General features: G+C 63.7%; 26 protein-coding genes. 10 read left to right on the top strand and 16 right to left on the bottom strand.

Features of this window, described 5'->3' with window-relative positions; translation table 11 throughout:
- Window positions 1–14: 14 nt before the first annotated feature.
- Together Q0743_RS23205 and Q0743_RS23200 are read right to left on the bottom strand one after the other, a co-directional pair.
- On the bottom strand, window positions 15–290 hold the full coding sequence (locus tag Q0743_RS23205; RefSeq protein WP_298243801.1) for a hypothetical protein: 276 nt from the start codon (window positions 288–290) through the stop codon (window positions 15–17).
- A 98-nt stretch (window positions 291–388) separates the two neighbouring features.
- Window positions 389–997, bottom strand: a complete 609-nt coding sequence (locus Q0743_RS23200) for a S24 family peptidase (RefSeq protein ID WP_018644790.1) — start codon at window positions 995–997, stop codon at window positions 389–391.
- Window positions 998–1,163: 166 nt separating this feature from the next.
- Here Q0743_RS23200 and Q0743_RS23195 point away from each other — a divergent pair, with 166 nt between their 5' ends.
- On the top strand, window positions 1,164–1,694 hold the full coding sequence (locus Q0743_RS23195; protein ID WP_298243800.1) for a GcrA family cell cycle regulator: 531 nt from the start codon (window positions 1,164–1,166) through the stop codon (window positions 1,692–1,694).
- Between the two features lie 46 nt (window positions 1,695–1,740).
- Window positions 1,741–2,316, top strand: a complete 576-nt coding sequence (locus tag Q0743_RS23190) for a hypothetical protein (protein WP_298243825.1) — start codon at window positions 1,741–1,743, stop codon at window positions 2,314–2,316.
- A gap of 46 nt (window positions 2,317–2,362) precedes the next feature.
- Here Q0743_RS23190 and Q0743_RS23185 read toward each other — a convergent pair whose 3' ends face one another.
- Window positions 2,363–2,719: a hypothetical protein gene (locus Q0743_RS23185; RefSeq protein WP_198964163.1), complete on the bottom strand. Its 357-nt coding sequence runs from the start codon at window positions 2,717–2,719 to the stop codon at window positions 2,363–2,365.
- Between the two features lie 642 nt (window positions 2,720–3,361).
- On the opposite strand from Q0743_RS23185, the gene Q0743_RS23180 reads away from it, so the two are divergent.
- Both Q0743_RS23180 and Q0743_RS23175 read left to right on the top strand, forming a co-directional pair.
- Complete coding sequence (locus Q0743_RS23180; RefSeq protein ID WP_298243799.1) at window positions 3,362–3,547, top strand: hypothetical protein; 186 nt, start codon at window positions 3,362–3,364, stop codon at window positions 3,545–3,547.
- 138 nt (window positions 3,548–3,685) lie between these two features.
- Complete coding sequence (locus Q0743_RS23175) at window positions 3,686–4,027, top strand: phasin (RefSeq protein ID WP_097661927.1); 342 nt, start codon at window positions 3,686–3,688, stop codon at window positions 4,025–4,027.
- Window positions 4,028–4,340: 313 nt separating this feature from the next.
- Here the strand turns inward: Q0743_RS23175 and Q0743_RS23170 are convergent, their stop codons facing one another.
- From Q0743_RS23170 to Q0743_RS23155, 4 genes are all read right to left on the bottom strand, one after another.
- Complete coding sequence (locus Q0743_RS23170; RefSeq protein WP_298243798.1) at window positions 4,341–4,658, bottom strand: cytochrome c; 318 nt, start codon at window positions 4,656–4,658, stop codon at window positions 4,341–4,343.
- Window positions 4,659–4,693: 35 nt separating this feature from the next.
- Window positions 4,694–4,930 carry a hypothetical protein gene (locus Q0743_RS23165; protein WP_298243797.1) on the bottom strand — a complete coding sequence of 79 codons (237 nt, stop codon included), beginning with the start codon at window positions 4,928–4,930 and terminating at the stop codon, window positions 4,694–4,696.
- Between the two features lie 76 nt (window positions 4,931–5,006).
- Window positions 5,007–5,837 (bottom strand): alpha/beta fold hydrolase, encoded by an 831-nt coding sequence (locus tag Q0743_RS23160; protein ID WP_298243796.1) that lies wholly within the window; start codon window positions 5,835–5,837, stop codon window positions 5,007–5,009.
- Window positions 5,838–5,992: 155 nt separating this feature from the next.
- A complete protein-coding gene (locus Q0743_RS23155) occupies window positions 5,993–7,789 on the bottom strand; it encodes a POTRA domain-containing protein (RefSeq protein WP_298243795.1) in 1,797 nt (598 codons plus the stop codon).
- A gap of 131 nt (window positions 7,790–7,920) precedes the next feature.
- Between Q0743_RS23155 and Q0743_RS23150 the strand changes: the two genes are divergently transcribed.
- A complete protein-coding gene (locus Q0743_RS23150) occupies window positions 7,921–9,159 on the top strand; it encodes a FecR family protein (RefSeq protein WP_298243794.1) in 1,239 nt (412 codons plus the stop codon).
- A gap of 61 nt (window positions 9,160–9,220) precedes the next feature.
- Window positions 9,221–11,965 (top strand): EAL domain-containing protein, encoded by a 2,745-nt coding sequence (locus tag Q0743_RS23145; RefSeq protein ID WP_298243793.1) that lies wholly within the window; start codon window positions 9,221–9,223, stop codon window positions 11,963–11,965.
- A 17-nt stretch (window positions 11,966–11,982) separates the two neighbouring features.
- On the opposite strand, the gene Q0743_RS23140 is transcribed toward Q0743_RS23145, so the two are convergent.
- A complete protein-coding gene (locus Q0743_RS23140; RefSeq protein WP_298243792.1) occupies window positions 11,983–12,243 on the bottom strand; it encodes a hypothetical protein in 261 nt (86 codons plus the stop codon).
- Between the two features lie 258 nt (window positions 12,244–12,501).
- Here Q0743_RS23140 and rocF point away from each other — a divergent pair, with 258 nt between their 5' ends.
- Both rocF and Q0743_RS23130 read left to right on the top strand, forming a co-directional pair.
- A complete protein-coding gene (rocF, locus tag Q0743_RS23135) occupies window positions 12,502–13,479 on the top strand; it encodes an arginase (protein WP_298243824.1) in 978 nt (325 codons plus the stop codon).
- Window positions 13,480–13,657: 178 nt separating this feature from the next.
- Complete coding sequence (locus tag Q0743_RS23130; RefSeq protein WP_298243791.1) at window positions 13,658–13,942, top strand: hypothetical protein; 285 nt, start codon at window positions 13,658–13,660, stop codon at window positions 13,940–13,942.
- Window positions 13,943–13,959: 17 nt separating this feature from the next.
- On the opposite strand, the gene Q0743_RS23125 is transcribed toward Q0743_RS23130, so the two are convergent.
- From Q0743_RS23125 to Q0743_RS23095, 7 genes are all read right to left on the bottom strand, one after another.
- Window positions 13,960–15,174, bottom strand: coding sequence for a mandelate racemase/muconate lactonizing enzyme family protein (locus tag Q0743_RS23125; RefSeq protein WP_298243790.1), 1,215 nt, complete (start codon window positions 15,172–15,174; stop codon window positions 13,960–13,962).
- Between the two features lie 507 nt (window positions 15,175–15,681).
- On the bottom strand, window positions 15,682–16,968 hold the full coding sequence (locus Q0743_RS23120) for an NRAMP family divalent metal transporter (RefSeq protein ID WP_298243789.1): 1,287 nt from the start codon (window positions 16,966–16,968) through the stop codon (window positions 15,682–15,684).
- Window positions 16,969–17,207: 239 nt separating this feature from the next.
- Complete coding sequence (locus tag Q0743_RS23115; RefSeq protein ID WP_298243788.1) at window positions 17,208–17,393, bottom strand: hypothetical protein; 186 nt, start codon at window positions 17,391–17,393, stop codon at window positions 17,208–17,210.
- A gap of 234 nt (window positions 17,394–17,627) precedes the next feature.
- Window positions 17,628–18,254 (bottom strand): hypothetical protein, encoded by a 627-nt coding sequence (locus Q0743_RS23110; protein ID WP_298243787.1) that lies wholly within the window; start codon window positions 18,252–18,254, stop codon window positions 17,628–17,630.
- 23 nt (window positions 18,255–18,277) lie between these two features.
- The gene (locus tag Q0743_RS23105) at window positions 18,278–18,598 is read right to left on the bottom strand and encodes a hypothetical protein (protein ID WP_298243786.1); all 321 of its coding nucleotides are present in this window, start codon (window positions 18,596–18,598) and stop codon (window positions 18,278–18,280) included.
- 366 nt (window positions 18,599–18,964) lie between these two features.
- A complete protein-coding gene (locus tag Q0743_RS23100; protein WP_298243785.1) occupies window positions 18,965–19,291 on the bottom strand; it encodes a nuclear transport factor 2 family protein in 327 nt (108 codons plus the stop codon).
- Between the two features lie 227 nt (window positions 19,292–19,518).
- Window positions 19,519–19,713: a hypothetical protein gene (locus Q0743_RS23095; protein WP_298243784.1), complete on the bottom strand. Its 195-nt coding sequence runs from the start codon at window positions 19,711–19,713 to the stop codon at window positions 19,519–19,521.
- A gap of 130 nt (window positions 19,714–19,843) precedes the next feature.
- Between Q0743_RS23095 and Q0743_RS23090 the strand changes: the two genes are divergently transcribed.
- Window positions 19,844–20,071, top strand: a complete 228-nt coding sequence (locus Q0743_RS23090) for a hypothetical protein (protein ID WP_298243823.1) — start codon at window positions 19,844–19,846, stop codon at window positions 20,069–20,071.
- 233 nt (window positions 20,072–20,304) lie between these two features.
- Here the strand turns inward: Q0743_RS23090 and Q0743_RS23085 are convergent, their stop codons facing one another.
- Window positions 20,305–21,075: an EAL domain-containing protein gene (locus Q0743_RS23085; RefSeq protein WP_298243783.1), complete on the bottom strand. Its 771-nt coding sequence runs from the start codon at window positions 21,073–21,075 to the stop codon at window positions 20,305–20,307.
- Between the two features lie 329 nt (window positions 21,076–21,404).
- Between Q0743_RS23085 and Q0743_RS23080 the strand changes: the two genes are divergently transcribed.
- On the top strand, window positions 21,405–21,653 hold the full coding sequence (locus tag Q0743_RS23080; RefSeq protein ID WP_298243782.1) for a hypothetical protein: 249 nt from the start codon (window positions 21,405–21,407) through the stop codon (window positions 21,651–21,653).
- Window positions 21,654–21,737: the final 84 nt, after the last annotated feature.

The following is a 21,737-nucleotide window of genomic DNA, read 5'->3' as shown; positions in this document are numbered from 1 at the left end:
TTCCCGAGCCTGCGTCACGTCCGTTCGTGCTTGCGCAGGTCGTGGGCGTGATCAAGGCGGATTGCCTGGAGGTCGACCTCTTCGGGCGGGATCTGGGGCAGGGCGGCCTCGCCCAGGATGGCCTCGGTGACGTCCTCGACCGTATTCTCCGCGATCTCGTGGATGAACGAGATATTCTGGTACTCGCCCGAGGCGACGCGGGAGACGACCTCGCGTCTGGTGATCTCAGGATCGACCACGGCCTCGCGGCCGCGCCGTCCGTAGTCGATCATCACGACGAAATACTGCATGAAACGATCCTGCCGCGCTCCTGTTGTCGGGGGCGCAGCAGAGTATTTCCGAAAAACGGCATCAAGTCAAGAGCAATTTCCGAAAAACGGAAATCGACCTATTTGCCCTTCTTGCGCGGACGTGCCGATTTGGCACGCAGCCGCTCGAGCTGGCCCTTGGGCATCGACAGGCAGATCTCACCGACCCAGTCCAGCTTGACGCCGACGATCGGCTTGGCATTGAAGCTGGTGAGATTGACGACCGACGGGCTCTTGCCCCGTTCGATGGTCTTCAGATAACGCTCGCCGGTCTTGAGCCGGACCACGGCCTCCTCGCCGTAGAAGCTCGACAGCGGATGACGCTGGTCCTTGTAGACCACGATCACGTCGCCGCTTTCGTATTTGGGCAGCATCGAATCGCCTACGATCTCGAATGCGACGGTCTCCTCCATGATCGGGAAGGGCAGCGCGATGTCGCCGAGCCCCTCCGGCGGAACCTGCTCGTAATCCGGCTCGATCACGGCACCGGCGCCGACGCGGCCCATGATCGGTGCCAGATTGAGCTCGAGATATTCCATGATCGGAATGATCTCCGACGCCTTCACCAGACGCTCGCCGCCGAGGATCTCCGAGACCGCGCCGGGCCGCACGCCCATGGCCGCCGCGAGGCCGCCCTTGCTCTTGCCCGTCTTTTCCAGGCCCCGCTCGATCATTGCAACGTCCAACATGGTGATTCCCTCGCTTGCGCACCGATCTGCCTCTTGTAATCCGAAATTCGGAATTGATGCAATTATGAATATCAGAATTATTGCTTGACTTGTGCTTCGGAATACCGGAAAGTGCATCCCGCCATCCGGTCATGGGATCGGCTGAGGCGCATCACAGGACAGCATCATGGAACCGGGCCATTGGCCGTCGGAGCATTCCGACGCGCTGCGCGACTATTTTCGCAAGAGCATGTCTTATGCAGAGATCGCAGGACAGATTAACGCAAGGTTTGGAACGGCTTACACGCGCAATGCGGTGATCGGCCGCGCCAAGCGGCTCGGGCTCGTCATATCGGAATGGATCACGAGCCCGTCGCTCGCGCCCTATTTGCCGGGCGAGGCTCCGGTTTCGCCGCGCCGGGCGGTGCTGCCGAACCTGAATTTGCCACCCAAATCCGCAATGAAGCCGGCGGCGCAGGTGAAGCTCCGCTGCGTCGGCGTTCAGCCGCGCCTGCTCCAACTGGTCGAGCTCGAGCCGGCCGACTGCCGCTATCCCTATGGCGGCGACAAGGACGGGGAGGAGATCGCCTTCTGCGGTCACCCCTGCCGGCCGGGCTCCAGCTATTGCGCACCCCATGCGCGCCTGACACGGCGCTCCGGTGCTGGGTCCGCCCGCGTCCCGGGTCCTGTCGTGCTGAGGCTGGTTTCTGCGGCCTGATCTCGTGCAACCCGTCCAATCGTCAATTTCGCAAAGGAGCATCCGCTTGGCACGCGTTCGACGCAACAAGTCCTACAAAATGGCGAAGATCTACGACAGGCGGTCACGTGAGCTGCCGTTTAATGCCGACGTGACGGAGGTCGAGGTCGACAATCCGCTGGCGCTGGATTCCAGAGAGAAGATCCTGGCGATCCGGTCGATCCGTGGCGACCCTCTCGGCCGGCTGCACGCACACCATCAGATCGACGAAGCCCAATATCTCGGCGGACGCGCCTTCCAGAACGATTGGGAAAGGGCGGAGCGGGGGCCTCAGGCGATGGACCCGACAAGGGAATATGTCGATGGCGCGCGCACGCGCGAGCCGGTCACCGAGAGCCAGCGCCAGGCGGTGCTGCGGCTGAACCGGGTCGAGCGTGAACTTGGCACCGACGGCGCCGCCCTGGTGCACGACGTGCTGATACTGGGCCTGACCATGGATCAGATCGGCCTGCGTCGCGCTGTTCGGACGCAGCGCTGGAACGATTATTTTGCGCGGCGCTTTCGCGAATGTCTGGACCGGCTGGCGCTGGTCTACGGCTTTGCGACGGCAACGGGCGCGCAGCGGGCGGAACGGCGCGGATGAAGACGGCACGCCGGCGGCCATCGCCGCCGGCGTGCCAGCCGGTTGCTCAGGGATGCGGCACGATCTGGTAAGGCGTCGTGTAGGGCTCGACGCGCAGCGAGGCGTTGGCCAGAAGCCCGATCTTGGCGGTCGGGGCCTGCTGCAATTCGCCATTCGGGCCGCGATGCACGTTGTATTGCCACACCGTGAGATCGCCCTTCTGCGCCAGCGCGTGCGCGACCGCGCTCGCATCGTTGCCGCCGAGCCCCTGGAGTTCTTCCGCCGACAATCCGACGACGATTTCGTCCTTGACGGTGATGATCTTGAACAGGTTCATCTTGGTCTCCTGCGCCCATGCGCCTTGTATCGAGAGGGTGAAGAGCGCGACCGCGGCGCCCTTGATGAGATCGCAGCGAGAAAGCATGCCGTCGTCCTTTAGTGCTGACGCGCGCCCGAATCGAAGAGTTTTCAGCCATGGCGCCCGTTGTCTGCGTGGCCGTGTCGCAACGGCTTGGTCGCTCGCTCATGGACAACGGTTCATGGGCGGAAACGTTTTCGGATTGGCCGGGGCCGCGGCCGCGCCGGAATCAGGAGGCTGGAGAGACCGGTTCCGGGATCGATGCATTTCGGCGCCGATACAACCGCTGAAGCTTGACGCAACAATTGCGTGTATGCGCCGGCGAAACGCCAATTCGTCGCCAACGTCCGTTCGTATCGGAAATAAGCAGAAACGTTGTGCTAATTGACAGCGGTCCCGGCCCTGTGCGTGATGATGACGCGTCTTGACGCAGGCGGGTGACGGCGGGCGATATTCCTGTTATCCGGAATTGCCGTGGTGCGATGCGGACGAAGCATCGCTCAATCAACGGTTGGACTTGCCGGACCAGTTGTTGCTTGGCATAATTGCAACCACACGGTTGAGCCCGTCGCTTGGATATTCGTTCAGCGTACCGGCCGGCCGGGGCCACCCGGCCGAGAGTTCGCCGCGGACCCTGGTTGTGGCGTCTTGTTGGGGCGTTCGGTTCTGGAGTGGATCACGAAGGCCGATGCTTGTCATAGGTGCGAGATGAAGAACGTCAATTTCGCGGCTGAACTGCACCTCAGACTCGGCGCGCCCGCGAGCGGCACGGTCGAAAGTCTGCGCCTGCTCCGCGCGTTCCTGAAGCTCGCGCCTCGACAGCGTTTCGAGGTCATCAAGCTGGTCGAAGACCTCGCCACCGAAGAAGCTCTTCCCGAGCACCCCTTGTCCTGATCCGGCCGTCCGGCCTCACGTCCTTTCTTCCGATTTCCTGCCGGAGCCGGTCCGCCGGCGAGGTTTCCCCGATGCTGGCCGCTGGAAGGCGATCCAGCAAGTGTGGTATTCAGTCGGGAAAACGGGAGGAGTGCGACCATGATCGAACCGAAGCTCGAAGTTCCGGCCGAACTGCGCGACCTGGCCGAGAAGACGATTGACCAGGCCGAAAAGGCGTTCGGCATGTTTTTCGAAGCCGCGAGCAAGTCGATGTCGACCGTTCCGGGCGCGGGGACGGAGGTGTCGAAGCAGGCGCTGGTTTTCACCGAGCAGAATATGAAGTCGGCGTTCGAGCATGCGCGCAAGCTGGTTCACGCCACCGACCTTCAGGAAGCGATGCGAATCCAGTCCGATTTCCTGCGCAGCCAGTTCACCAGTGCCGGAGATCACATGCGGCAGATGACCGGCAGTCTCATGCAACCGGGCAAGGGTAAGTCCTGATTTGCGGCCGGCACACGGCGTCCTCGCAAGATTGAACCTGCGCGGCGTGGAGATCCGAACTTCGATGCTGGCGCAGATCCTTTGACTGACCACCGAATGAGGTCATTCGTCGTCCGTCATCTCTTTTGCTGATCCCTGTCGGTCCTCCGGCAGGGATTTGCATTTTTGGCAGGTGCCGTGCCCGGCGCGCGACTCACGCGCGATGAGACTTGGATGGACCGTCATCGCGCTCTGGGTTGTTGTTTGCGCATGTCCTCCCGGAAAACTGCCTCGCACTTTGCGCTAACGAGGCCCTTCGGGTCCGGATCATGCTTTAACGCAGCGTCGCGATGTAAGCCGCGATGTCGCCGGCTTCGGTCCGGCTCAAGGGGAAGTTCGGCATCTTCGGGTGCGGATCGAGCAGGAAGAAAGCGAGCCTCTCCGGACTGAAGTCCGGCTTGCGCGCCACGGAAGCGAAGGAGGGGACGTCGGCGCTCGCCTGGGTCTGGCCGTTCGCGACGACATGGCAGCTTGCGCACCAGCGCTTGGCGAGGTCGGCACCGTGATCGGCATCGGCCGCGAGCGCTGCCGAGGAGCCGACGCCGGAGGTTACGGCAAGCAGCAGGCCAATTCGTCTCAAATGCTGGCGCATAGGGTAACCTTCATGCATTCGTTGCGGCCGCATTTCTATCCGCAGCACGATCCCGGAAATTGCGAGAGATCAATACGAGCGATGATCGACCGCAGCAGCTTGCGGGCCGAACGATGAAGATGCCGTAAGAATGCCGGCATTCTCGCCGCGGGCAGGCCAAGACTTCCTTTATCAAGACTTCCTATATCAAGACTTCTTATATCAAGGCTTGTGGTGTCAAGACTCGTGGTGTCGAGACCCTTCGTATCAAGACTTTCGATATAGTTGGACACGTGTCTCTCCGAGGCCATAGGGCTTTGTAGCCTGCCGTCTCGGAGGCGCCTTGATCTGCCGCAAAGCGAATTTCGGCTAATAATCGCCCGGATTCATGATCATCGGGCTTTTCGTGTCGGCCGGCGCCAGCGCGCTGCTGGCGCTGTCGCGCAGGAAGCGGTCGAGCGTTTCCTGGATCTTCTCCTTGACCGAGTTGGGGCCGCGATCGCTCATTTCCGTGTGCTGGGCGCCGGTGTGGATGATGTCGATGCCGCGCGCCTTGGCCTCTTCCGGCGTCGGCAGCACGCCGGGATCGGTCACGAAATGCGGGTCCTTCGATCGGAACGACAGGATCTTCATGCCGTCGCTGAGCACGAAGGGGACTCGCAGATTGTCGAGCGTGATCACCTTCGACACCAGCTCCGGGTGCTGATGGGCGACATACATGGAGACATCGCCGCCGTTGGAGTGACCGACGAGGGTGATGTGGTCGTAATCGACGTTCTCCTGCTGTCTCCGCAGCTGGTCCAGCACGAACAGGATGTTGGCCTCGCAGCGGATGTAGACCTCGCGCCGGCCGACATATTGCTGGCCGACATGGGTCATCAGGGGCGGGTCGCTCGGCAGGTCTTGCTGGATGCTGGCAACCAGATAACCGCGCGCGGCGAGCACGTTGGCCAGGAAGGAATATTCGGTGGCCTTGACGGTGTTGCCGTTGCTGATGATGGCGAGCGGAAGTTTCCAGAGGCCGAGATTGGCCTTGGTCTCGTAATCACGCCGCACCGCCAACTCGACCGAAATCGGCCGCTGCCGCGAGGCGTCGAAAAGCGCCAAGGTCTCGTGGCGGATCGCGAGCCGGCTGACGAGGAAATACTCCCCGACGCCGAGGACGCAAAGAAACGCCAGGATTGCAAGCACCCGCTTCATGATTGGTCTCAAATCACGTTTGGCTGAACATGGTCATTGGGAACTCCCGGATCGAGCGACCGTGCGCAGGTTACGGGATTAAATTTAGGCAACTCTGTGAGCAAGGGCGCAAAAGGGCCGCATGTCGAAGCAACTTGCGCAAACGACCGGGGGGCCTAGAGGCAGCCCGACCTGCCGCGTTCGGGGCAGAGCCGGAACGCGCTCGACAATGTGAACAGGAAGCGGGGGCTGCGGCGCTCGTTGTCCGGCGCCCGGTAGCTCAGGGGAACGGCCACGCCGAGATCGGCCTGCAGATCGTCCGGCAGGAAGAAGCGCACGCCGGCTCCGGCCGACGTGAGCGACAGGCCGTCGCTCAGGCGATAGCCGTCGTTCCAGACGGCGCCGGCGTCGCCGAAGGCGTAGAGCTGATAGCCGGTCCAGTAGCGGAAATTGAGCTTCTGGTCGAAACGCAGTTCGAGCGAGCCGGCAAGGCCGTTATCGCCGCTGATCTCGGCTGCGCCATAGCCGCGGCCGAAGGCCAGGCCGCCGAGATAGAACTGCTGCGAGGTGAACAAGGGCCGCGACGCGGTCTGGCTCGCCGCAGCGAGCTTGAGCGACCAGGCATCGTTGATCGTCTGGTAACGCGTGAACCAGAGATTCAGCACCGAGAAGTTCGAGGAGGCGCCGTCGCGCGACAACAGATCGTCGTCGAAATGCGAAGCGCCGAAGACGTCGAGGCCCTGGCGATAGGTCAGCGTCGCGAAACTGGTGCCGCCGAAGGAATCCTGCAGGCGATAGTCGGCGGTCAGGCTCGCCGTCCTGATGTGGTCGTTGTACCAGGGGCCGTAAAGGTCGTGCTCGGATACATTGCTGAAGGTCGTGGCCGCAGTCAGCGTGAGCGTGGAGGATTGCGATTGCAGCGGAACGGCGCTGGCACGCAGTTCGAAGGCCTCGGTCGTCGTGATGTCGCTGTCGAGGCGGCGGAGATCGCCCGGCCTGACCGCGCTGTAGAGCACGGAGGCGCCGAGGCGCACACCATCGACGCCGACGGGCGTGTCATAGGACAGGCGCGCAAAGCCGAGCTGGCGAGGATCGTTGGCAATGGTCGACAGGTTGACCGCCAGCGTGTCTCCAGGGGCGAGGTAGGAGTTGAACGCGCCGGTGGCGTAGGTCTGCCACGGTCCGACCGAGGATGATCCGAGATTGTCCAGGCCGAACGAGGAGAACACGTGCCATGTCTTCAGGGAGAGGATGAGACGGAAGCGGCCGGAGGTGCCGCCGATTTCCTCCAGAGCACTATCGGTGATCCGAACGCCCGGCCTGCCGTTGATGAGGAAGAGCTGGCGTTCCAGCGTCGGAAGGCGCGACGGTTGCTCCGCCAGAACCGGCCCCAGCATCGGCCTGACACCGAACTGTTCGGCGCCGTCGCCTTTCAGCTCGACCTGCACGATGGCGCCTTCGATCACCTGGATCCGGACCTGGCCGTCGGCAATGTCCTGCGGCGGCACGATCGCCCGGCTCAGGTGGAAACCGCCGGCGCGGTAGAGATCGCTGATCGAACCGGCGATCCCGGCGAGATCCGCCTGCGAGACCTTCTTGCCGAGATAGGGTTGATAGACCGCGGCAATGCGATCGCGGGAGATGGCGTGGGCGCCGCTGACGTTGACGCCGCGCAGCACGAATTGCGGCTTGGTATCGCCACCGGTGTTGGGCTGGCCGACCGTCGGCAGCCTGACCGGCGGCCGGCTCAGCGTTTCCCGCTCGGTTTGGTTTTCAAAGTATTTCTCGGGCTGGCGCGGATCGAACCCGGGCTGGTTGGCCTGTTGGGCGAGCGCCTCGGAAACTCCGATGAAAATCGGTAGCAACGCCGTCAGCGCGGTAATGAGATGCCTCTTCCCAGCGTGCGCAGCGGAGCCTTCCCCGTAGTTCCACGGAGGAATTGCCATGCGGCGGTAAGGCTTCGTTAGGCGCATGATTTTTCATAGATTTTTATGGTCAATGATTGGTTAATCCGGCCGCTCCGCTGGTCGCTTCCCGCTAATTCTATCTTGAGTGATTTCGGATACCCCTCAGGCTTGGCTGTCACGCGGACTGAGGGATCGTCATGTTCGGCAAGATTGGAATGCGGTGCGCCTTGTTGGCCGCGCTGATCCTGGGAACGGCCTCCGGCGCATCTGCCGCCGATGACGGGGCCTGGTCGGTCAGCAAGTCGTCGGGCGAGGTCTGGCTTGCAACGAACGGCGCGCAGCAGGTGTCGTTGAGCCAGGAAGGGACGCTGAAGCCAGGCGATACCATTCGTACCGGGCGCAATGGACGTGTCCTGCTCGTCCGCGGCGAGGAAACGATTCTGATCTCTCCCAACTCCGTGGTCGGCTTGCCGGCCGAGAAGAAGGAGGGTCTGTCGACCACGATCATCCAGCAGGCGGGATCGATCCTGCTCGAGGTCGAGAAGCGCAACGTCAAGCATTTCGAGGTCGAGACGCCCTATCTCGCCGCCGTCGTGAAGGGAACGCAGTTCAGCGTCACGGTGGGGGCAGGCAGCACCAAGGTCGGCGTGCTGCGCGGCCAGGTCGAGGTCTCCGACTTCAGGACGGGGCAGATTGCCCAGGTCATGAAGGGGCAGGCGGCCACGGCGTTCGAGCACGGCAAGCCCGGTCTCAGCCTGAGCGGCGCCGGGTCGTTCAATGCGATCGAGCAGGGCAAGCCGCGGGCGTCGAGCATCGAGCGCATTCCCGTGCCGAAATCGGGATTGACCGCGCCGCGCAATGCGGCGAACGGCCATGCGATCCACGCGCTCGGCCCGATCGACAAGGGGAGCAAGGTGGCCGGCGCGCTGAAGCAGGCGCATCAGGCGGCAGGACGTCATGCTCCGAACACCGGCGTCGTGCGCATCTCGAGCTCGCTCGGCGAGGTCAAGCTGAACGTCCATAAGGTCACGCGCGGACTCGCCCATGGCGGGGTGGCTCCCGGCCAGGTGCGCAACGCGAACGCCAACATCCGTACCGAGACGGTCTGGAGCGACAGCAATGCGAGCACGACAGCATCCAACAGCACCGTCCAGACCGCGGTGACGACAAGCGGTGTTGCAACGGCTGGCAGCAGCAGTTCGTCGAGCGCGGCCATCGCGGCAGCGACAGCCGGTTCGTCGAGCGACAGCTCCGGCGGCAACAACGGAAACGCTGGCGGCAATGGCAATTCCGGTAACAACGGCAACGGCAACAACGGCAACGGCAACGGCAACAGTGGTGCCACCGGCAACGGCAAGGGCAACAACGGTAACGGCAATGGCAATGGCGGCGGCAACGGCAGCAACGGCCATGGTCACGCCTACGGCCGACGCTGAGGCGGTTTCCTGAGGGGACGAGGGGGCGCGCCCAACGTAGCGGGCGCGCGGGAGGATCGGAGTGAGACGCCATCGGCCGCATATCCTAGTCGTGATCGCGCTTGCGATCGTGCTGTCCACGGGATGGCATGGTGCGCTTCGCAACGCGCTCACCGATCTGCGGTTCGCCTGGCAATCGCGTGAGGCCAGCGGCGAAATCGTCGTGGTGGCCATCGACGCGCCGTCCATCGAGCAGATCGGAGTGTGGCCCTGGCCGCGCCGACTGCACGCGGAGCTGTTGCACGGCCTTGCGGCGGCGGGAGCGGGCGACATCGCCTTCGACATCGATTTCAGCACGCCGTCGGATACCGCTTCCGACGAGGCCTTCGTCAAGGCCCTTCGCGAGGTCGGCGGCTCGACCATCCTGCCGTCCTTCAAGCAGCCGATGCCGAATGGTGGCGCGGCCCACATCAATCGCCCCTTGAAGCCGTTCAGCAACCAGTCCTGGCCGGCCGTCGTGAACGTCGCCGTCGAATCCGACGGGCTCGTTCGCCGCTATCCGTTCGGCGAGAAGCTCGGCGACGCCGTGATGCCGTCGATGGCCGTCGTGCTGGCCGGGAAGGACGCCAATCGACGGCCACCTTTCCTGATCGATTTCAGCATTCGTGCGGCCTCCATTCCTGTTGTCTCCTATGTCGACGCGCTGCGCGGCAATGCCGTGGCGCTCGAAAGGCTGAGAGACAAGAAGATCATCGTCGGCGCCACCGCGCTCGAGCTTGGCGACCGCTTCAGCGTTCCCAACGGCAAGATCGTTTCGGGGCCGGTGCTCCAGGCGCTGGCTGCGGAATCGATCCTTCAGGGACGGACGCTGCGCTGGACCTCCGACATTGGCATGATCCTGGGCCTGGGCGTGATCTGCCTCTTGATGATGTATTCGTGGCGTCGCCTCGCACCGGGAATTCGCGTCGTAGTCCTCGTCGGCGCCGGCGTGGCTATCGAGCTCGCCGCAGCGCTGGTGCAGGCAAGATGGTCGCTCGTCATCGACACATCGCTGCTGCACATTGCCATTGTCGCCTATCTGACCGCGATTGCGCTGGACGAGATCGATTTTCGTGGTCTGCTCGGACGCATCGCCGAGAGCCGCTTTCACCGGATCGCGATGTCGCTCGGCGACGGTCTTGTCTGTACCGACGAGAATCACCGCATCACGGTCTGGAATCCCGGCGCCAGTGCGATCTTCGGCTACACGCCGGCCGAGATGATCGGCCGGCCGTTCGAGACGCTGTGCGCGGTGCCTGCGGCGGAGGGCGGCGCGACCCCCTCCATGCACGACGCCGCGCGCCAGGCGTTGCTCGTTCCAGGCGGGGCGGTCGTCGTCGAGTTCGAGGGCCGGCGCAAGAATGGCGAAACCTTCCCGGTCGAGGCGAGCTTTTCGGGCTGGCAGGGAACGGATGGCTTTCAATACGGCGCGATCCTGCGCGACATCTCGGTCCGCAAGCGCGAAGCCGAACGCATCAAATATCTTGCCGAACACGACGCGCTGACCGGTCTTGCCAATCGCAACACGCTGCATGCCAGGCTGGTGGGCATGATTGCGGACGCAGAGCGACAGCCTCGCGAGGTCGCATTGCTCGTGATCGGGCTCGACGGCTTCCAGCAGATCAACGACATGCTTGGGCATGCAGCCGGCGACCTCGTGCTGCGGGCCGTCGCCGAGCGTCTCCGGATCGAAGTCGATGGCAAGGCGGTCGTTGCCCGGCTCAGCGGCGACGAATTCGCCATCGCGCTCGACTGTGCAGAGGCCGGCGAACCGATCGCGGCGTTCGCCGAGCGGATCGTGCAGGCGTTCGAAGCGCCGCTTGCGACGGGTGCGCGGCAGCACCGCGTCAGGATCAGCATCGGAGTTGCAGTCTATCCCGAAGGCGGACACAACGCCGACGAGCTCCTGAGCAACGGCCATCTGGCGCTGAGCCGTGCCAAGGCGACGCGGCGGGGCAGCCATGTGCTCTTCGAGGCCGCGATAAGGCAGGAGCTGGAGAACCGGCTGACGCTGGAGAGCGAGCTGGCGCTGGCGGCGGATCGGGGCGAGTTCGAGCTGTTCTACCAGCCCCAGGTCCGCCTGATCGACGGCAGCCTGGTCGGGGCCGAAGCGCTGATCCGTTGGCGACATCCCGTGCGCGGCTATGTCTCCCCGGGAGAGTTCATGCCGGTGGTCAACAGCTCGGCTCTGTCCGAGCGGATCGCGAACTGGGTGATGGAGACCGCCTGCCGTCAGGCGCGCGCGTGGGAGCTGTCCGGCAGCAACGTGCGGGTCGCGATCAATCTCTCGCCCTCGCAGCTTCAATCCGGCGACCTCGCGCAGTCAGTCGCGGCGCTGCTCGAAGCGACGGGACTGACCGCATCTCTTCTCGAAATCGAAGTCACGGAAGATATCCTGCTGCAGGACGAAAGCCGCGTGCTCGCCATCTTCAAGCGGATTCAGGAGCTCGGCGTCCGGGTCCTGTTCGATGATTTCGGTACCGGTTATGCGAGCCTGAGCTATCTCAAGAAGTTTCCGCTCGACGGGCTCAAGATCGACCGGTCGTTCGTGTCCGGTCTGCTCTCCAATTCCGACGATGCTGCCATCGTCGGCTCGACCATTGGCCTCAGCAAGCAGCTCGGCCTCACCGTCGTGGCAGAGGGCATCGAGGACCGCGCCACCGCCGACTTCCTGGTCAGCATGGGGTGCGAGGAAGGGCAGGGATATTTCTTCGGCCGTCCGATGCCGGCGCAGGTCTTTGAAACGCAGTTCCTGGGGGCCGAGCTCGGGGCTGTCAGCGCTGCCTGAGGAATGTCACGTCGCTTCTAGCGCCGCCGCGCGACCGATACGCCAAGAAGGAACGCGACGAAGAGGCTCGCAAGCGGCGCTTCGCGCGTGATCGCTGCGACCGTGGCGAGAGCTCCGCCGGGTTTCCGCGACTCCTCGACTGCGGAGGTCAGACGGTCGACCGCTGCGTGCAGACCACCGGCGACTTCACCGATCGTGCGAGAGACGTCCGCGGCCGTATCCATGGCACGTTCGGCCATTCCGGGTTGGGAAGTGGATTGCGGTATCTCCGTGCTCAAGCGCGCGACCTCCAAGGCAGGTGATTGAGGCCGGCACCTTTGGCTATCCGCGCGAGCGCTCGTTTTGAACAGCGGGTCTGACGACCTTTGGCTATCCGCGACAGGCGCCGTCATTAACGGCGGGTGCCGGCCTTGAATGGGCAATTCAGCGCGCGGGGTTTTGTTCCGGACGATGTGTCCGCGTTGGCTTCCCCTGGGAAACGCCGGATGCGAATCTCTGTTAGGTTGGTGGCAGCCTTGCTGATTCAGGAGACAGCCGTGACCGATCGGACCATGACGGATCGAGCCCGGCGCATCGCCCTGCTCGGCGCGCCCATCGACATGGGGGCATCGCAGCGCGGCACCTTGATGGGCCCCGCGGCGCTGCGGACCGCAGGCCTTGCGACACTGCTTGAAAATCTCGATCTCGAGGTCGTCGACTACGGTGATCTTTCCGCAAGCGAGGTCCGTGACCTCACGGACAGGCCGCCGGAAAGAGCCAATCACTACCGTGAGATCCAACGCTGGACGCGGATCCTGAGCCAACGAGGCCATGAGATCGCGGCAACCGGGGCGCTGCCGATCTTCCTCGGCGGCGATCACACATTGTCCATGGGATCGGTCAATGCCATGGCACGTCATTGGCAGGAGCGAGGACGGGAGCTGTTCGTGCTCTGGCTCGATGCCCATGCCGACTACAACACTCCGGAGACGACGATCACCGCGAACATGCACGGCATGTCGGCGGCGTTCCTGTGCGGCGAACCCGGCCTCGACGGCCTGCTCGGCGACGATCCGCGCGCCTCGATCGATCCGGACAGACTCGATCTGTTCGGCGCGCGTTCGATCGACAAGCTGGAAAAGGAGCTGATGCGCGCACGCCGGATCAGGGTCGTCGACATGCGAGAGATCGACGAGTTCGGCGTCGCCGTGTTGACCCGGCGCGTCATCGAGCGGGTCAAGGCGCGCAACGGCGTGCTGCATGTCAGCTTCGACGTCGATTTCCTCGACCCATGCGTGGCGCCGGGCGTCGGCACCACGGTGCCGGGTGGCGCGACCTATCGCGAGGCGCATTTGATCATGGAGCTGTTGCACGATTCCGGCGTGGTCGGATCGGTCGACATCGTCGAGCTCAATCCGTTTCTGGACGAACGTGGCCGGACGGCGCGTACCGCCGTCGAGCTGATCGGCAGCCTGTTTGGCCAGCAGATCACCGACCGGCCGACGCCGAGCAACGCGATCGCTCCGGGCGAGTAGATCTCGGGGACGGCACTCAGCGCGCTACAAGGGCAATGGTTGAAGTGCGTGCTGGCCTTGGTGCGGGCGCTTTTGCTGCAGGCGCGCCCAGTTTGGCCCGGAACTTGCTGGACGGATGCAGGGAACCGGGAGGGGCGCCTTTGAATTAACCTGCACCAGGACAACAGCGGATCCTTCGATGACAAGTAGCCGTTTCGCAATGTCTCTCTCTACCGCACTTCGCCATCCCGGCGTGATTGCGCTCATCGTGGCTGGCGTGACGATTGCGGCAATGCTGATCGTCGACCACGGCCCGTGGAATCGTGCCAAGACCCAGCCTGCGCATGTTGCGATGTTTGCGACCACGGGCGAAGCGGCGCATGCCGCTGGCGCCAAGGTGCTGCCGACCACCCCAAAATCGCCAATCGAGCCGGCACGGCCGGGGCCCAAGACGTCCCCGACCGTCAATCCCGTGACGCCGTAATCCGTCAGCTATTCTCGTCAGCTCTTTCGACCATAATTCAGAAGTCCCCCGCTCGTCTTCGGCGGATGGGCGCGCAAGGCGTCTTCGTTCGGTTCGGTGCCCCAGCCGGGCCGGTCCGGTACGATCAGATGGCCGTTCTCGATCTCAGGCTCGTGGGTGAAGAGCTCGCGGTCCCAGGCGAGACGATCGATGTCGATTTCCATGATGCGCAGGTTCGGAACGGCGGCGCAGAAATGCGCATTCGTCATCGAGCAGAGATGCCCATAGAAATTGTGCGGGGCGACGTTGACCTCGAAAGCTTCCGCGGCGGCTGCGATCTTCATCGATTGCCAGACACCGTTCCAGGGCGTGTCGATGATCGCAACGTCCATGGCCTGCGCCTGGAAATAGGGCAGGAATTCGCGCAACGAGAGCAGCGTTTCGCAGGAGGAAATCGGATGCGGGCTCTGCCTGCGGATATAACCGAGGGCTTCCGGATTGAAGCTGTCGATCTCGACCCAGAACATGTCGATGTCGGCGATGGTGCGCAGGATCTTCAAGTAGCCTTCGGTCTTGGCGTTGAAGTTGCAGTCCAGCAGAATGTCGACGTCAGGGCCGGCACCGTCGCGGATCGCTTCCAGGTGCATGTGCAGGTCGCGCAGGATTTTGCGATCGACGTTGATCTCGGGCGCGAAGGGCGAGCCGAAGCCGGGGCGCCAGCCGGTCGGCTTGCCGCCGTCATAGGAAAAGATGTTGGTCTTGAGCGCGGTGAACTTCTTCTCGCGCACCTCGCGGCCCATCGCCTTGACGCCGTCGAGGTTTTCGATCGGCGGCTTGTACCAGGACGGATGATTGATGCGCCATGTGGCGCAATGCGACCAATAGACCCTGATGCGGTCGCGGAGCTTGCCGCCGAGCAGCTCGTAACAAGGTACGCCAAGGCACTTCGCCTTGGCATCGAGCAGCGCGTTCTCGATCGCACCCAACGCTTGCGCCACCACGCCGCCGGCTGCGGGGCGCGTCGCCGCGAACAACTCGGCATGGATGCGCTCGTGCTGGAAGACGTTCTGCCCGATGACGCGGACAGAGAGGCGCTGGATGGCGGCCCCGACACCGGGCGAGCCAAACCCCTCGTCAAACTCGCTCCAGCCAACGATGCCGTCCTCGGTCGTCAGCTTGACGAAATGGTAGTTTCTCCAGCCGGCATCGCAGGCGAGGATTTCGAGGCTTGTCGCTTTTGATGAGGCTGTCATGTCGCTCCCCTGCCGCCCGAAGCGGATTTCGTTTTCTTGTGGCCCGGTCGCAGACCAGGGCCCGGCCGCAATTGTTAGGCGAGCTGTGCCGCGCCGTGAAGCCCGACGTCATGCGGCGAGCGGAAGCATTGCGGCCGGTTTGCGGAAAAACCCCGTAGAATCCGGTGGGGATAGCCTTGATCTTCCCGGAATCGTCGCTGAATCGAACCAGAGTCTGACGTTTTGGCCACAATCGGAGGCGACGTTCCCGGCCATGAAATTCCTGGGCGTGATTACGATTCTGGCGCTGCTCACCATGAGCGGGGCCGCCATTTCCGATCAGCTTTTGACGGCCGGGCAGCACGTCGCGCAAGGGGCGGAATAGCGCGGCGGACGAGGGCGCTTCTTGTCTTTGGGGGGACAGATGCTTTCGATAGATCAGTTCTTGCGGTTCATCAGCGTGCCGGCCGTGTTCGCGGCCTTCATCATCGCCTCGCAGATCTCGGCGGCGCTGTCGCCGGTTTAGCGTCAGCCGATCAGCGACGAACCGAACATGGCGAGGACGGCCAGCGCCATCAGCGCGGTGCCGCCCCAGCCCAGCCAGATCAGCCAGGTCCGGCCGCGGAAGCGGCCCATGATCGCGCGGTTCGAGACGATCAGCATCATCATCGCCATGATCGGGACCGCGACGATGCCGTTGAGCACCGCGCTCCACACCAGCATGTGGATGGAGTCGATCCCGGTGAAGCCGAGGCCGAAGCCGATGATCGTCGCCGCGGCGATGATGGTGTAGAAGCCGGCCGCCTCGTCGGGCTTGGCCTCCAGCGTGGCCCGCCAGCCGAAGATCTCCGCAACGCCATAGGCCGCCGAGCCCGCCAGCACCGGGATCGCCAGCAGTCCCGTGCCGATGATGCCGAGCGCGAACAGCGCGAAGGTGAAGTCGCCGGCAAGCGGCCGCAGCGCTTCGGCCGCCTCGGTCGCCGAATTGATCCTGGTGACGCCGTTCGCATGCAACACGGAAGCGGTCGTGAGGATGATGAAGAAGGCGATGCCGTTGGAGAGCAGCATGCCCGAGAAGGTGTCGGTCTTGATGCGGTCGAGTTCATGGGTGCCGCCGCGCTTGAGCTCGCGCAGCGGCCTGTCGCGCTTGCCCTGGTTCATCTCCTCGACTTCCTGCGAGGCCTGCCAGAAGAACAGATACGGGCTGATCGTGGTGCCGAGCATGGCCACCACCATCATCAGATAGTCGGCGCTGAAATTGGCCTTGGGCCACACCGCGGCGAGCAGCGCCGTGCTCCAGGGGATCTTCACGGTGAAGGCGGTCGCGACATAGGCGAACAGCGCCAGGGTGAGGAATTTCAGCACCGGCGAATAGCGGCGATAGGGCAGGAAGACCTGCAGCAGCGTGGAGCCCGCTGCGAAGATCAGCGCATGCTCGTGGTTGAGCCCGCCGATGACGAGCGAGAGCGCCTCGGCCATCGCGGCGATGTCGGCGGCGATATTGAAGGTATTGGCGGCCACCAGCAGGGCGACGAGGCCGAGCACCGCCCAGCGTGGTGCGACCTTCATGACATTGGCGGCGAGCCCCTTGCCGGTGACGCGGCCGATCTGCGCGCTGACGAGCTGGATCGCGATCATGAAGGGCGTCGTGAGGAAGACGGTCCACAACAGCCCGTAACCGAATTGCGCGCCGGCCTGCGAATAGGTGGCGATGCCCGACGGATCGTCGTCGGCGGCTCCGGTGATCAGGCCCGGCCCCAGTCTTTGCAACAGCGTCGGCGCGGACTTCGTCGGGGTGAGGGCGCTCTCGCTCATGGAATGGGAGACCTCGATGGGGAAGGGTTCTCCTAGCAAAATGCAAATCGGGGAACAAAAGTTCCTCAATCTGCGCCGCGCTCATGATTTCTGAAAAGGCTAATTCGGCTTGACTGCCGGGCAAAACAAGTGTAGATTGCCGTCCTCGCAAGATCTCCCGCATTTCAATGACGGTCCGCAAGGCGCTGCCTCGCCGGCCGGGTCTCGAATGCTGCCCGATGAAGACTTGCGCTGCTTCGCTACTTGATGCTGACGAACATGCCCCAGGCCGCGGCCAGCGCCGCGCCGGTGAAGAGGACCACCGGATTGTCGCAGAACGCGCCGCCATAGCTGCACACGTCCGCTCCGAACTGGCCGAGCTCATGACGGCTCGCCGAATAAAACAGTCCCGACAGCACCAGCAATGCAGCGGCGACGTAGTACATAGGCGGTCTCTCCGAAGCTTTCCCGATTGCGCCCGCGCATGGGGCATGTCCCAGCATGGCGCGAAGAGATTGCGTTTCGCCGAATCCGCTTTGCTGCATTTAAGATAAAGTTTGACCTGTCGGGCAAAACACCGGCAGGATGCCATCATGAGCGCGTGGCGGCGCCGTGATGATCGCCAGCCTTCGACAGGAAAAAAGGCCCCGCACCGCGGGGCCTTTTCGTATTGGAGAACGCTATCGCCGCGTGCCGGCGCCGTAGAGCTCGCGCTCGCGGCCGATGTCCTCCGGCGACAGCGGGGGGCTGGCGGCATCGAAGTCGTTCCATCCGGCCTTCTGCCAGGCCGTGCTGCGCTCCTGCAGGTTCACCGCCCGCTCGTTGAGCAACGCATCGAGGCGGGCGCGATCTTGGTCGGGCACGCGCGCGGTCACCAGCGTGCCGCCGCGGCGAACACCTTCGGCATAGCGCGAGGCGTCTTCCCTGGAGACACCGGCTTCCGTCAGGGCGCCGACGATTCCGCCGGTGGCAGCGCCGGCCGCGGCACCGACGGCGGTCGAGGCAAGCCAGCCCGCCGCGACGACCGGTCCGAGGCCGGGAATGGCGAGCAGGCCGAGGCCCGCGAGCAGACCTGCCGCGCCGCCGATGCCCGCGCCGATGCCGGCACCTGTGCCGGCGCCTTCGGCACGATCGTCGACGCCGTCGCGATCACGGTCGACCTTGCCGGAGCGCGAGCCGTACCAATTGTCGGAATTGTTGGCGACGAGGCTGATGTCCGAATGCGGCACGCCGGCGCCTTCGAGCCGGGTCACGGCGCGCTCGGCATCGGTGTAATTGTCATAAAGGCGGGAGATGGTGACGGTCATTGTTCGGTCTCCTGATTGGTTGGTTACTTGGCGGGATTGACGTTGCCCTGGAAGTCCAGGCTGACGTCGGTCTTGGTGCCGGCCTTGTCGGCCTTGCCGCGCCAGACGCCCTGGTCGTCCTTCTTCAAGCCGGAGACGTTGGAATATCCCGCCTCTTCGATCTTCGATTTCGCCTGGCCTTCGGTGAAGCTGTTGCGCCCCGCGACCGGCTTGTTGGAGTTGTTGTGATCCGAGCTGTTGACGGCGTTGTTGCCCGGCCCGCTTTGCGCAGGCTGCGACTGCGCGTCGGCCTGCACCGCGCCGAGCAGCAACAGGGTGGTGGCAAGTAGAGTGAGACGTCGCATTTTTTGTCCTCCGGCAGTGAATGTGCCGGCGACAACAGGTGAGAGTCGAATTGGTTGCTTTCGTTTACATGCCGCGTGCAGCGGCTTCGCTTGCGCCGCCACCCGGTGGCGACGCTGATCGAAGCCACCTTGCTCAGCGCCACACCTCGTGATCGCAGTCGGTGCACCGATAGATCGGCACCATGCGGTCGTTCTTCAGGTCGAGCACGGATGTGGTGTAGCGCGAAGGCATGTTGCACTTCGGGCATGGTGGCCCTGGCTGCGGGGGCCGGGGTGATGGCTCAGCTTCCCTGGGTTCGGACACGACTCACCTCTTTGATAAGGCGAGTTCCTAAGTACCGAAGTGCACAAAGGTTCCGGCGGGAGCTAATTTTGCGGACCGCAGACGTGGCAGGCAATCTTGCCGAGGGCATCGAAGGTCAGGTTTGCGCTGACGACCACGCCGCGCGCGAGATACGAGACCAGCACCGTGTCTCCCGACGGCAGCAGGTTGTCGAGACCGGAGGCGGGATAGTGCGCGAACCGGTCGAGCCAATAGGCGCGCAGGCCTTCCCGGCCCGAACTCGTCTTCAGTCCGCCGCAGCCGCACTGAATCACGGCGCCGTCCGCATACATTTCGAGAACAGTGTCGATGTCGCCGGCGCGGTAGGCATCGAGCCAATCGACCGCAGCGGCCATCGGGTCAAAGGACATGGTTCACCCTGCCTGCCGTTATGTCGGCGAGGTGTTTAGGGGCGGGGCCATGAATGCAAGGTGAAGGCGATCGCGGAACAGCGCATGTGCGCAGGAGAAAGCGGCAATCTGCGCAGGGAACTCGATTGCTTCGCGCCGGGATCTCACCCTCGAGCGACAAGGCATGGAGTCCAAGCGCGGATTACGTGGCTATGAGCACACCGCGCCACTGCAAAAGCGGCAGCCGTTCACTTCGTCGATTGCGCGTCGGCTCGCACCGTGGCGGGCTGCCAGGGCGCAGGCAGGATGACGCGGATCGGGCGAGCTTCGCTGGCAGCTTCCGCGGCTGGCCGGGCCTGATCCTTCGCAGGTTCGGCCAGCGCCACCGACACCAGAGCAATCAGCATCGCCAGCGACGTCGTCACGAGTCTCACATCAAGCATCTTGGCCTCCTGTTTGGCGCATCAACGCTGACGGCGGCTTTTGGTTCTCACCTCGACCGGGAACAAGTGGCAATTTTGAAGGTTTGAAGAAGCACAGAACCGGATGACCGGGCTGCTGGAGGAGGACACGATGAAGATCAAGACCATCATTGCCGCTGCCGTGTTGACGTCGTTCGCGGCGCCTGCATTCGCGCAGTCGTTCTACGTGGTGCAGGACGTCAAGACCAAGAAGTGCACCATCACGGAGGCGAAGCCGACGACCACGGAAACCACCGTCGTCAGCGGCGACACCGTCTACAAGACCCGGTCTGAAGCCGAGACCGGCATGAAGACCGTCAAGGTCTGCACGACCAACTGAGGAGAGAAACCATGCCCGTACTTCTGATCTGGGCCGTTCCGGCCGTGCTCATTCTCGGTGGTGGTGTCTATCTGATCGGCCACATGCACTGAGACGAAAACTTGCGTCTGCCTGGCGATGCGAGCTTTCGAGCGAAGCTCGGCGAGCGGCAAGAGAAAGCCCGCGTGGAGCGATCCGCGCGGGCTTTTGGCTGATGAACGCTCTCGTTCGGGGCAGTCGAAAACCGGCTCATCTCACCCGGCGAGCGACACGGCCGTCGGCTCGAGCCCACGCACCGTCGGCAGCGACATGAAGCCGGGCCTTGCGAAATGATAGCCCTGAAACAGCGAAATCCCCGCGGCGCGCAGGGTGGTGAGCTCGGCCTCGTTCTCGACGCCCTCGGCCAGCACCGTGATATCGAGCGCGCGCGCCATTCCGGCAAGGCCGGCGACGATGACCTGCTTGGGATGGCTGAGATGGATGTCGCGCAGCAGCTCCATGTCGATCTTGATCAGGTTCGGCTGCAGCCGGGCCAACAGGCCGAGGCCGGCATAGCCCGCGCCGAAATCGTCCAGCGCCGTCCAGAAGCCGAGCGCCTTGTAGGACTGCACGATGTTCTCGACATGCGCGGGGTCGCTCATCCGCTCGTTCTCGGTGAACTCGAACATCAGATTGGCCGCGGGGAAATTGGCGCGTCGCGCGGCTTGCAGCGATTTCTGGATGCAGGCGCGCGGCTCGTAGACGGCATTCGGCATGAAGTTGATCGAGAGCCGTGCGTGCGGATCCGTAAACAGCCTGCCTGCGGTTTCGATCGCCATGACGCGGGCGGCCTGGTCGAAGCGGTAGAGCTGCTCGTCGGTGAGCTGGCTCAGCACGCTGTGCGCGCTCTCGCCGCCCGGGCCACGCACCAGCGCTTCATAGCCCCAGATCCGCTGCGCGGCGACGTCGACGATCGGCTGAAACGCCATCTTGAATTCGAACGGCAGCTCCGTTCCGTCAGCGCATCCTGCGCACTTCACGACCATCCCGAATACTCCCGCAAGTCCTGCAATGGCGTGGACGTTACGCAGCACCCGTTAAGGAACCGAGAAGCGTGCAGCGATGTTCAATTGTGTACACAAGCAGGCGGGACCTGATGCCAGGGCGCGACGAAACACGGTTGAAACAGTGCTGAAACCCGATTGCCCTGAACTCCTTCGCTCCGGGCCTCGACCAACGGAGCGAAAAGGAGATCATCATGATCCAGATCGGTTCGAAGGAAGAAGTCGCGTTCCTGCTGGCGCTGTTCGGCACCCACACCCAGCCGGTGAAGCGGCCGAAGCCGAAATCGCAGCAAAGGTGAAAGGCCGATTCCATGCCCGGCTTGGCCGAATGCCAGAGCCTGCTCAGGCTCCTGATCGCCAGGGGCGATCCCAAGGCCATCCCGCTCGCCAAGGGCGCCATCGATCAATATCTCAACACCGCGCCGGTCAGCGCCCGCGGGCGCGGCCTGCGCGTGCTCCAGCGCGACGCGCTCGACCAGCATGATGTCGCGGTCGGCGTGCAACGCTCCTTCGCCGAAACGGTGGATGCCTATATCGAGCACAAGCTCGCGGAGGAATGAGGGCGCGTGCGAGGCTGGCGCAGCCTCGCTCTTGCCGAAACAGGCCGCTTCCGGGAAGCCGTGGCCCGGCAGAATTTTTTCGCC

Source organism: uncultured Bradyrhizobium sp., from assembly GCF_936943645.1.
In the GTDB taxonomy this organism is placed as follows: domain Bacteria; phylum Pseudomonadota; class Alphaproteobacteria; order Rhizobiales; family Xanthobacteraceae; genus Bradyrhizobium.
The sequence above is the reverse complement of the archived record's forward strand: the minus strand, read 5'-3'. Positions and strand labels throughout refer to the sequence as shown.

Excerpts from the sequence above, each read along its gene's own strand:
- Q0743_RS23205 (WP_298243801.1), bottom strand. The coding sequence starts at position 290 with ATGCAGTATTTCGTCGTGATGATCGACTACGGACGGCGCGGCCGCGAG.
- Q0743_RS23200 (WP_018644790.1), bottom strand. The coding sequence starts at position 997 with ATGTTGGACGTTGCAATGATCGAGCGGGGCCTGGAAAAGACGGGCAAG.
- Q0743_RS23195 (WP_298243800.1), top strand. The coding sequence starts at position 1,164 with ATGGAACCGGGCCATTGGCCGTCGGAGCATTCCGACGCGCTGCGCGAC.
- Q0743_RS23185 (WP_198964163.1), bottom strand. The coding sequence starts at position 2,719 with ATGCTTTCTCGCTGCGATCTCATCAAGGGCGCCGCGGTCGCGCTCTTC.
- Q0743_RS23180 (WP_298243799.1), top strand. The coding sequence starts at position 3,362 with ATGAAGAACGTCAATTTCGCGGCTGAACTGCACCTCAGACTCGGCGCG.
- Q0743_RS23175 (WP_097661927.1), top strand. The coding sequence starts at position 3,686 with ATGATCGAACCGAAGCTCGAAGTTCCGGCCGAACTGCGCGACCTGGCC.
- Q0743_RS23170 (WP_298243798.1), bottom strand. The coding sequence starts at position 4,658 with ATGCGCCAGCATTTGAGACGAATTGGCCTGCTGCTTGCCGTAACCTCC.
- Q0743_RS23160 (WP_298243796.1), bottom strand. The coding sequence starts at position 5,837 with ATGAAGCGGGTGCTTGCAATCCTGGCGTTTCTTTGCGTCCTCGGCGTC.
- Q0743_RS23155 (WP_298243795.1), bottom strand. The coding sequence starts at position 7,789 with ATGCGCCTAACGAAGCCTTACCGCCGCATGGCAATTCCTCCGTGGAAC.
- Q0743_RS23150 (WP_298243794.1), top strand. The coding sequence starts at position 7,921 with ATGTTCGGCAAGATTGGAATGCGGTGCGCCTTGTTGGCCGCGCTGATC.
- Q0743_RS23130 (WP_298243791.1), top strand. The coding sequence starts at position 13,658 with ATGACAAGTAGCCGTTTCGCAATGTCTCTCTCTACCGCACTTCGCCAT.
- Q0743_RS23125 (WP_298243790.1), bottom strand. The coding sequence starts at position 15,174 with ATGACAGCCTCATCAAAAGCGACAAGCCTCGAAATCCTCGCCTGCGAT.
- Q0743_RS23120 (WP_298243789.1), bottom strand. The coding sequence starts at position 16,968 with ATGAGCGAGAGCGCCCTCACCCCGACGAAGTCCGCGCCGACGCTGTTG.
- Q0743_RS23115 (WP_298243788.1), bottom strand. The coding sequence starts at position 17,393 with ATGTACTACGTCGCCGCTGCATTGCTGGTGCTGTCGGGACTGTTTTAT.
- Q0743_RS23110 (WP_298243787.1), bottom strand. The coding sequence starts at position 18,254 with ATGACCGTCACCATCTCCCGCCTTTATGACAATTACACCGATGCCGAG.
- Q0743_RS23105 (WP_298243786.1), bottom strand. The coding sequence starts at position 18,598 with ATGCGACGTCTCACTCTACTTGCCACCACCCTGTTGCTGCTCGGCGCG.
- Q0743_RS23100 (WP_298243785.1), bottom strand. The coding sequence starts at position 19,291 with ATGTCCTTTGACCCGATGGCCGCTGCGGTCGATTGGCTCGATGCCTAC.
- Q0743_RS23095 (WP_298243784.1), bottom strand. The coding sequence starts at position 19,713 with ATGCTTGATGTGAGACTCGTGACGACGTCGCTGGCGATGCTGATTGCT.
- Q0743_RS23090 (WP_298243823.1), top strand. The coding sequence starts at position 19,844 with ATGAAGATCAAGACCATCATTGCCGCTGCCGTGTTGACGTCGTTCGCG.
- Q0743_RS23085 (WP_298243783.1), bottom strand. The coding sequence starts at position 21,075 with ATGGTCGTGAAGTGCGCAGGATGCGCTGACGGAACGGAGCTGCCGTTC.
- Q0743_RS23080 (WP_298243782.1), top strand. The coding sequence starts at position 21,405 with ATGCCCGGCTTGGCCGAATGCCAGAGCCTGCTCAGGCTCCTGATCGCC.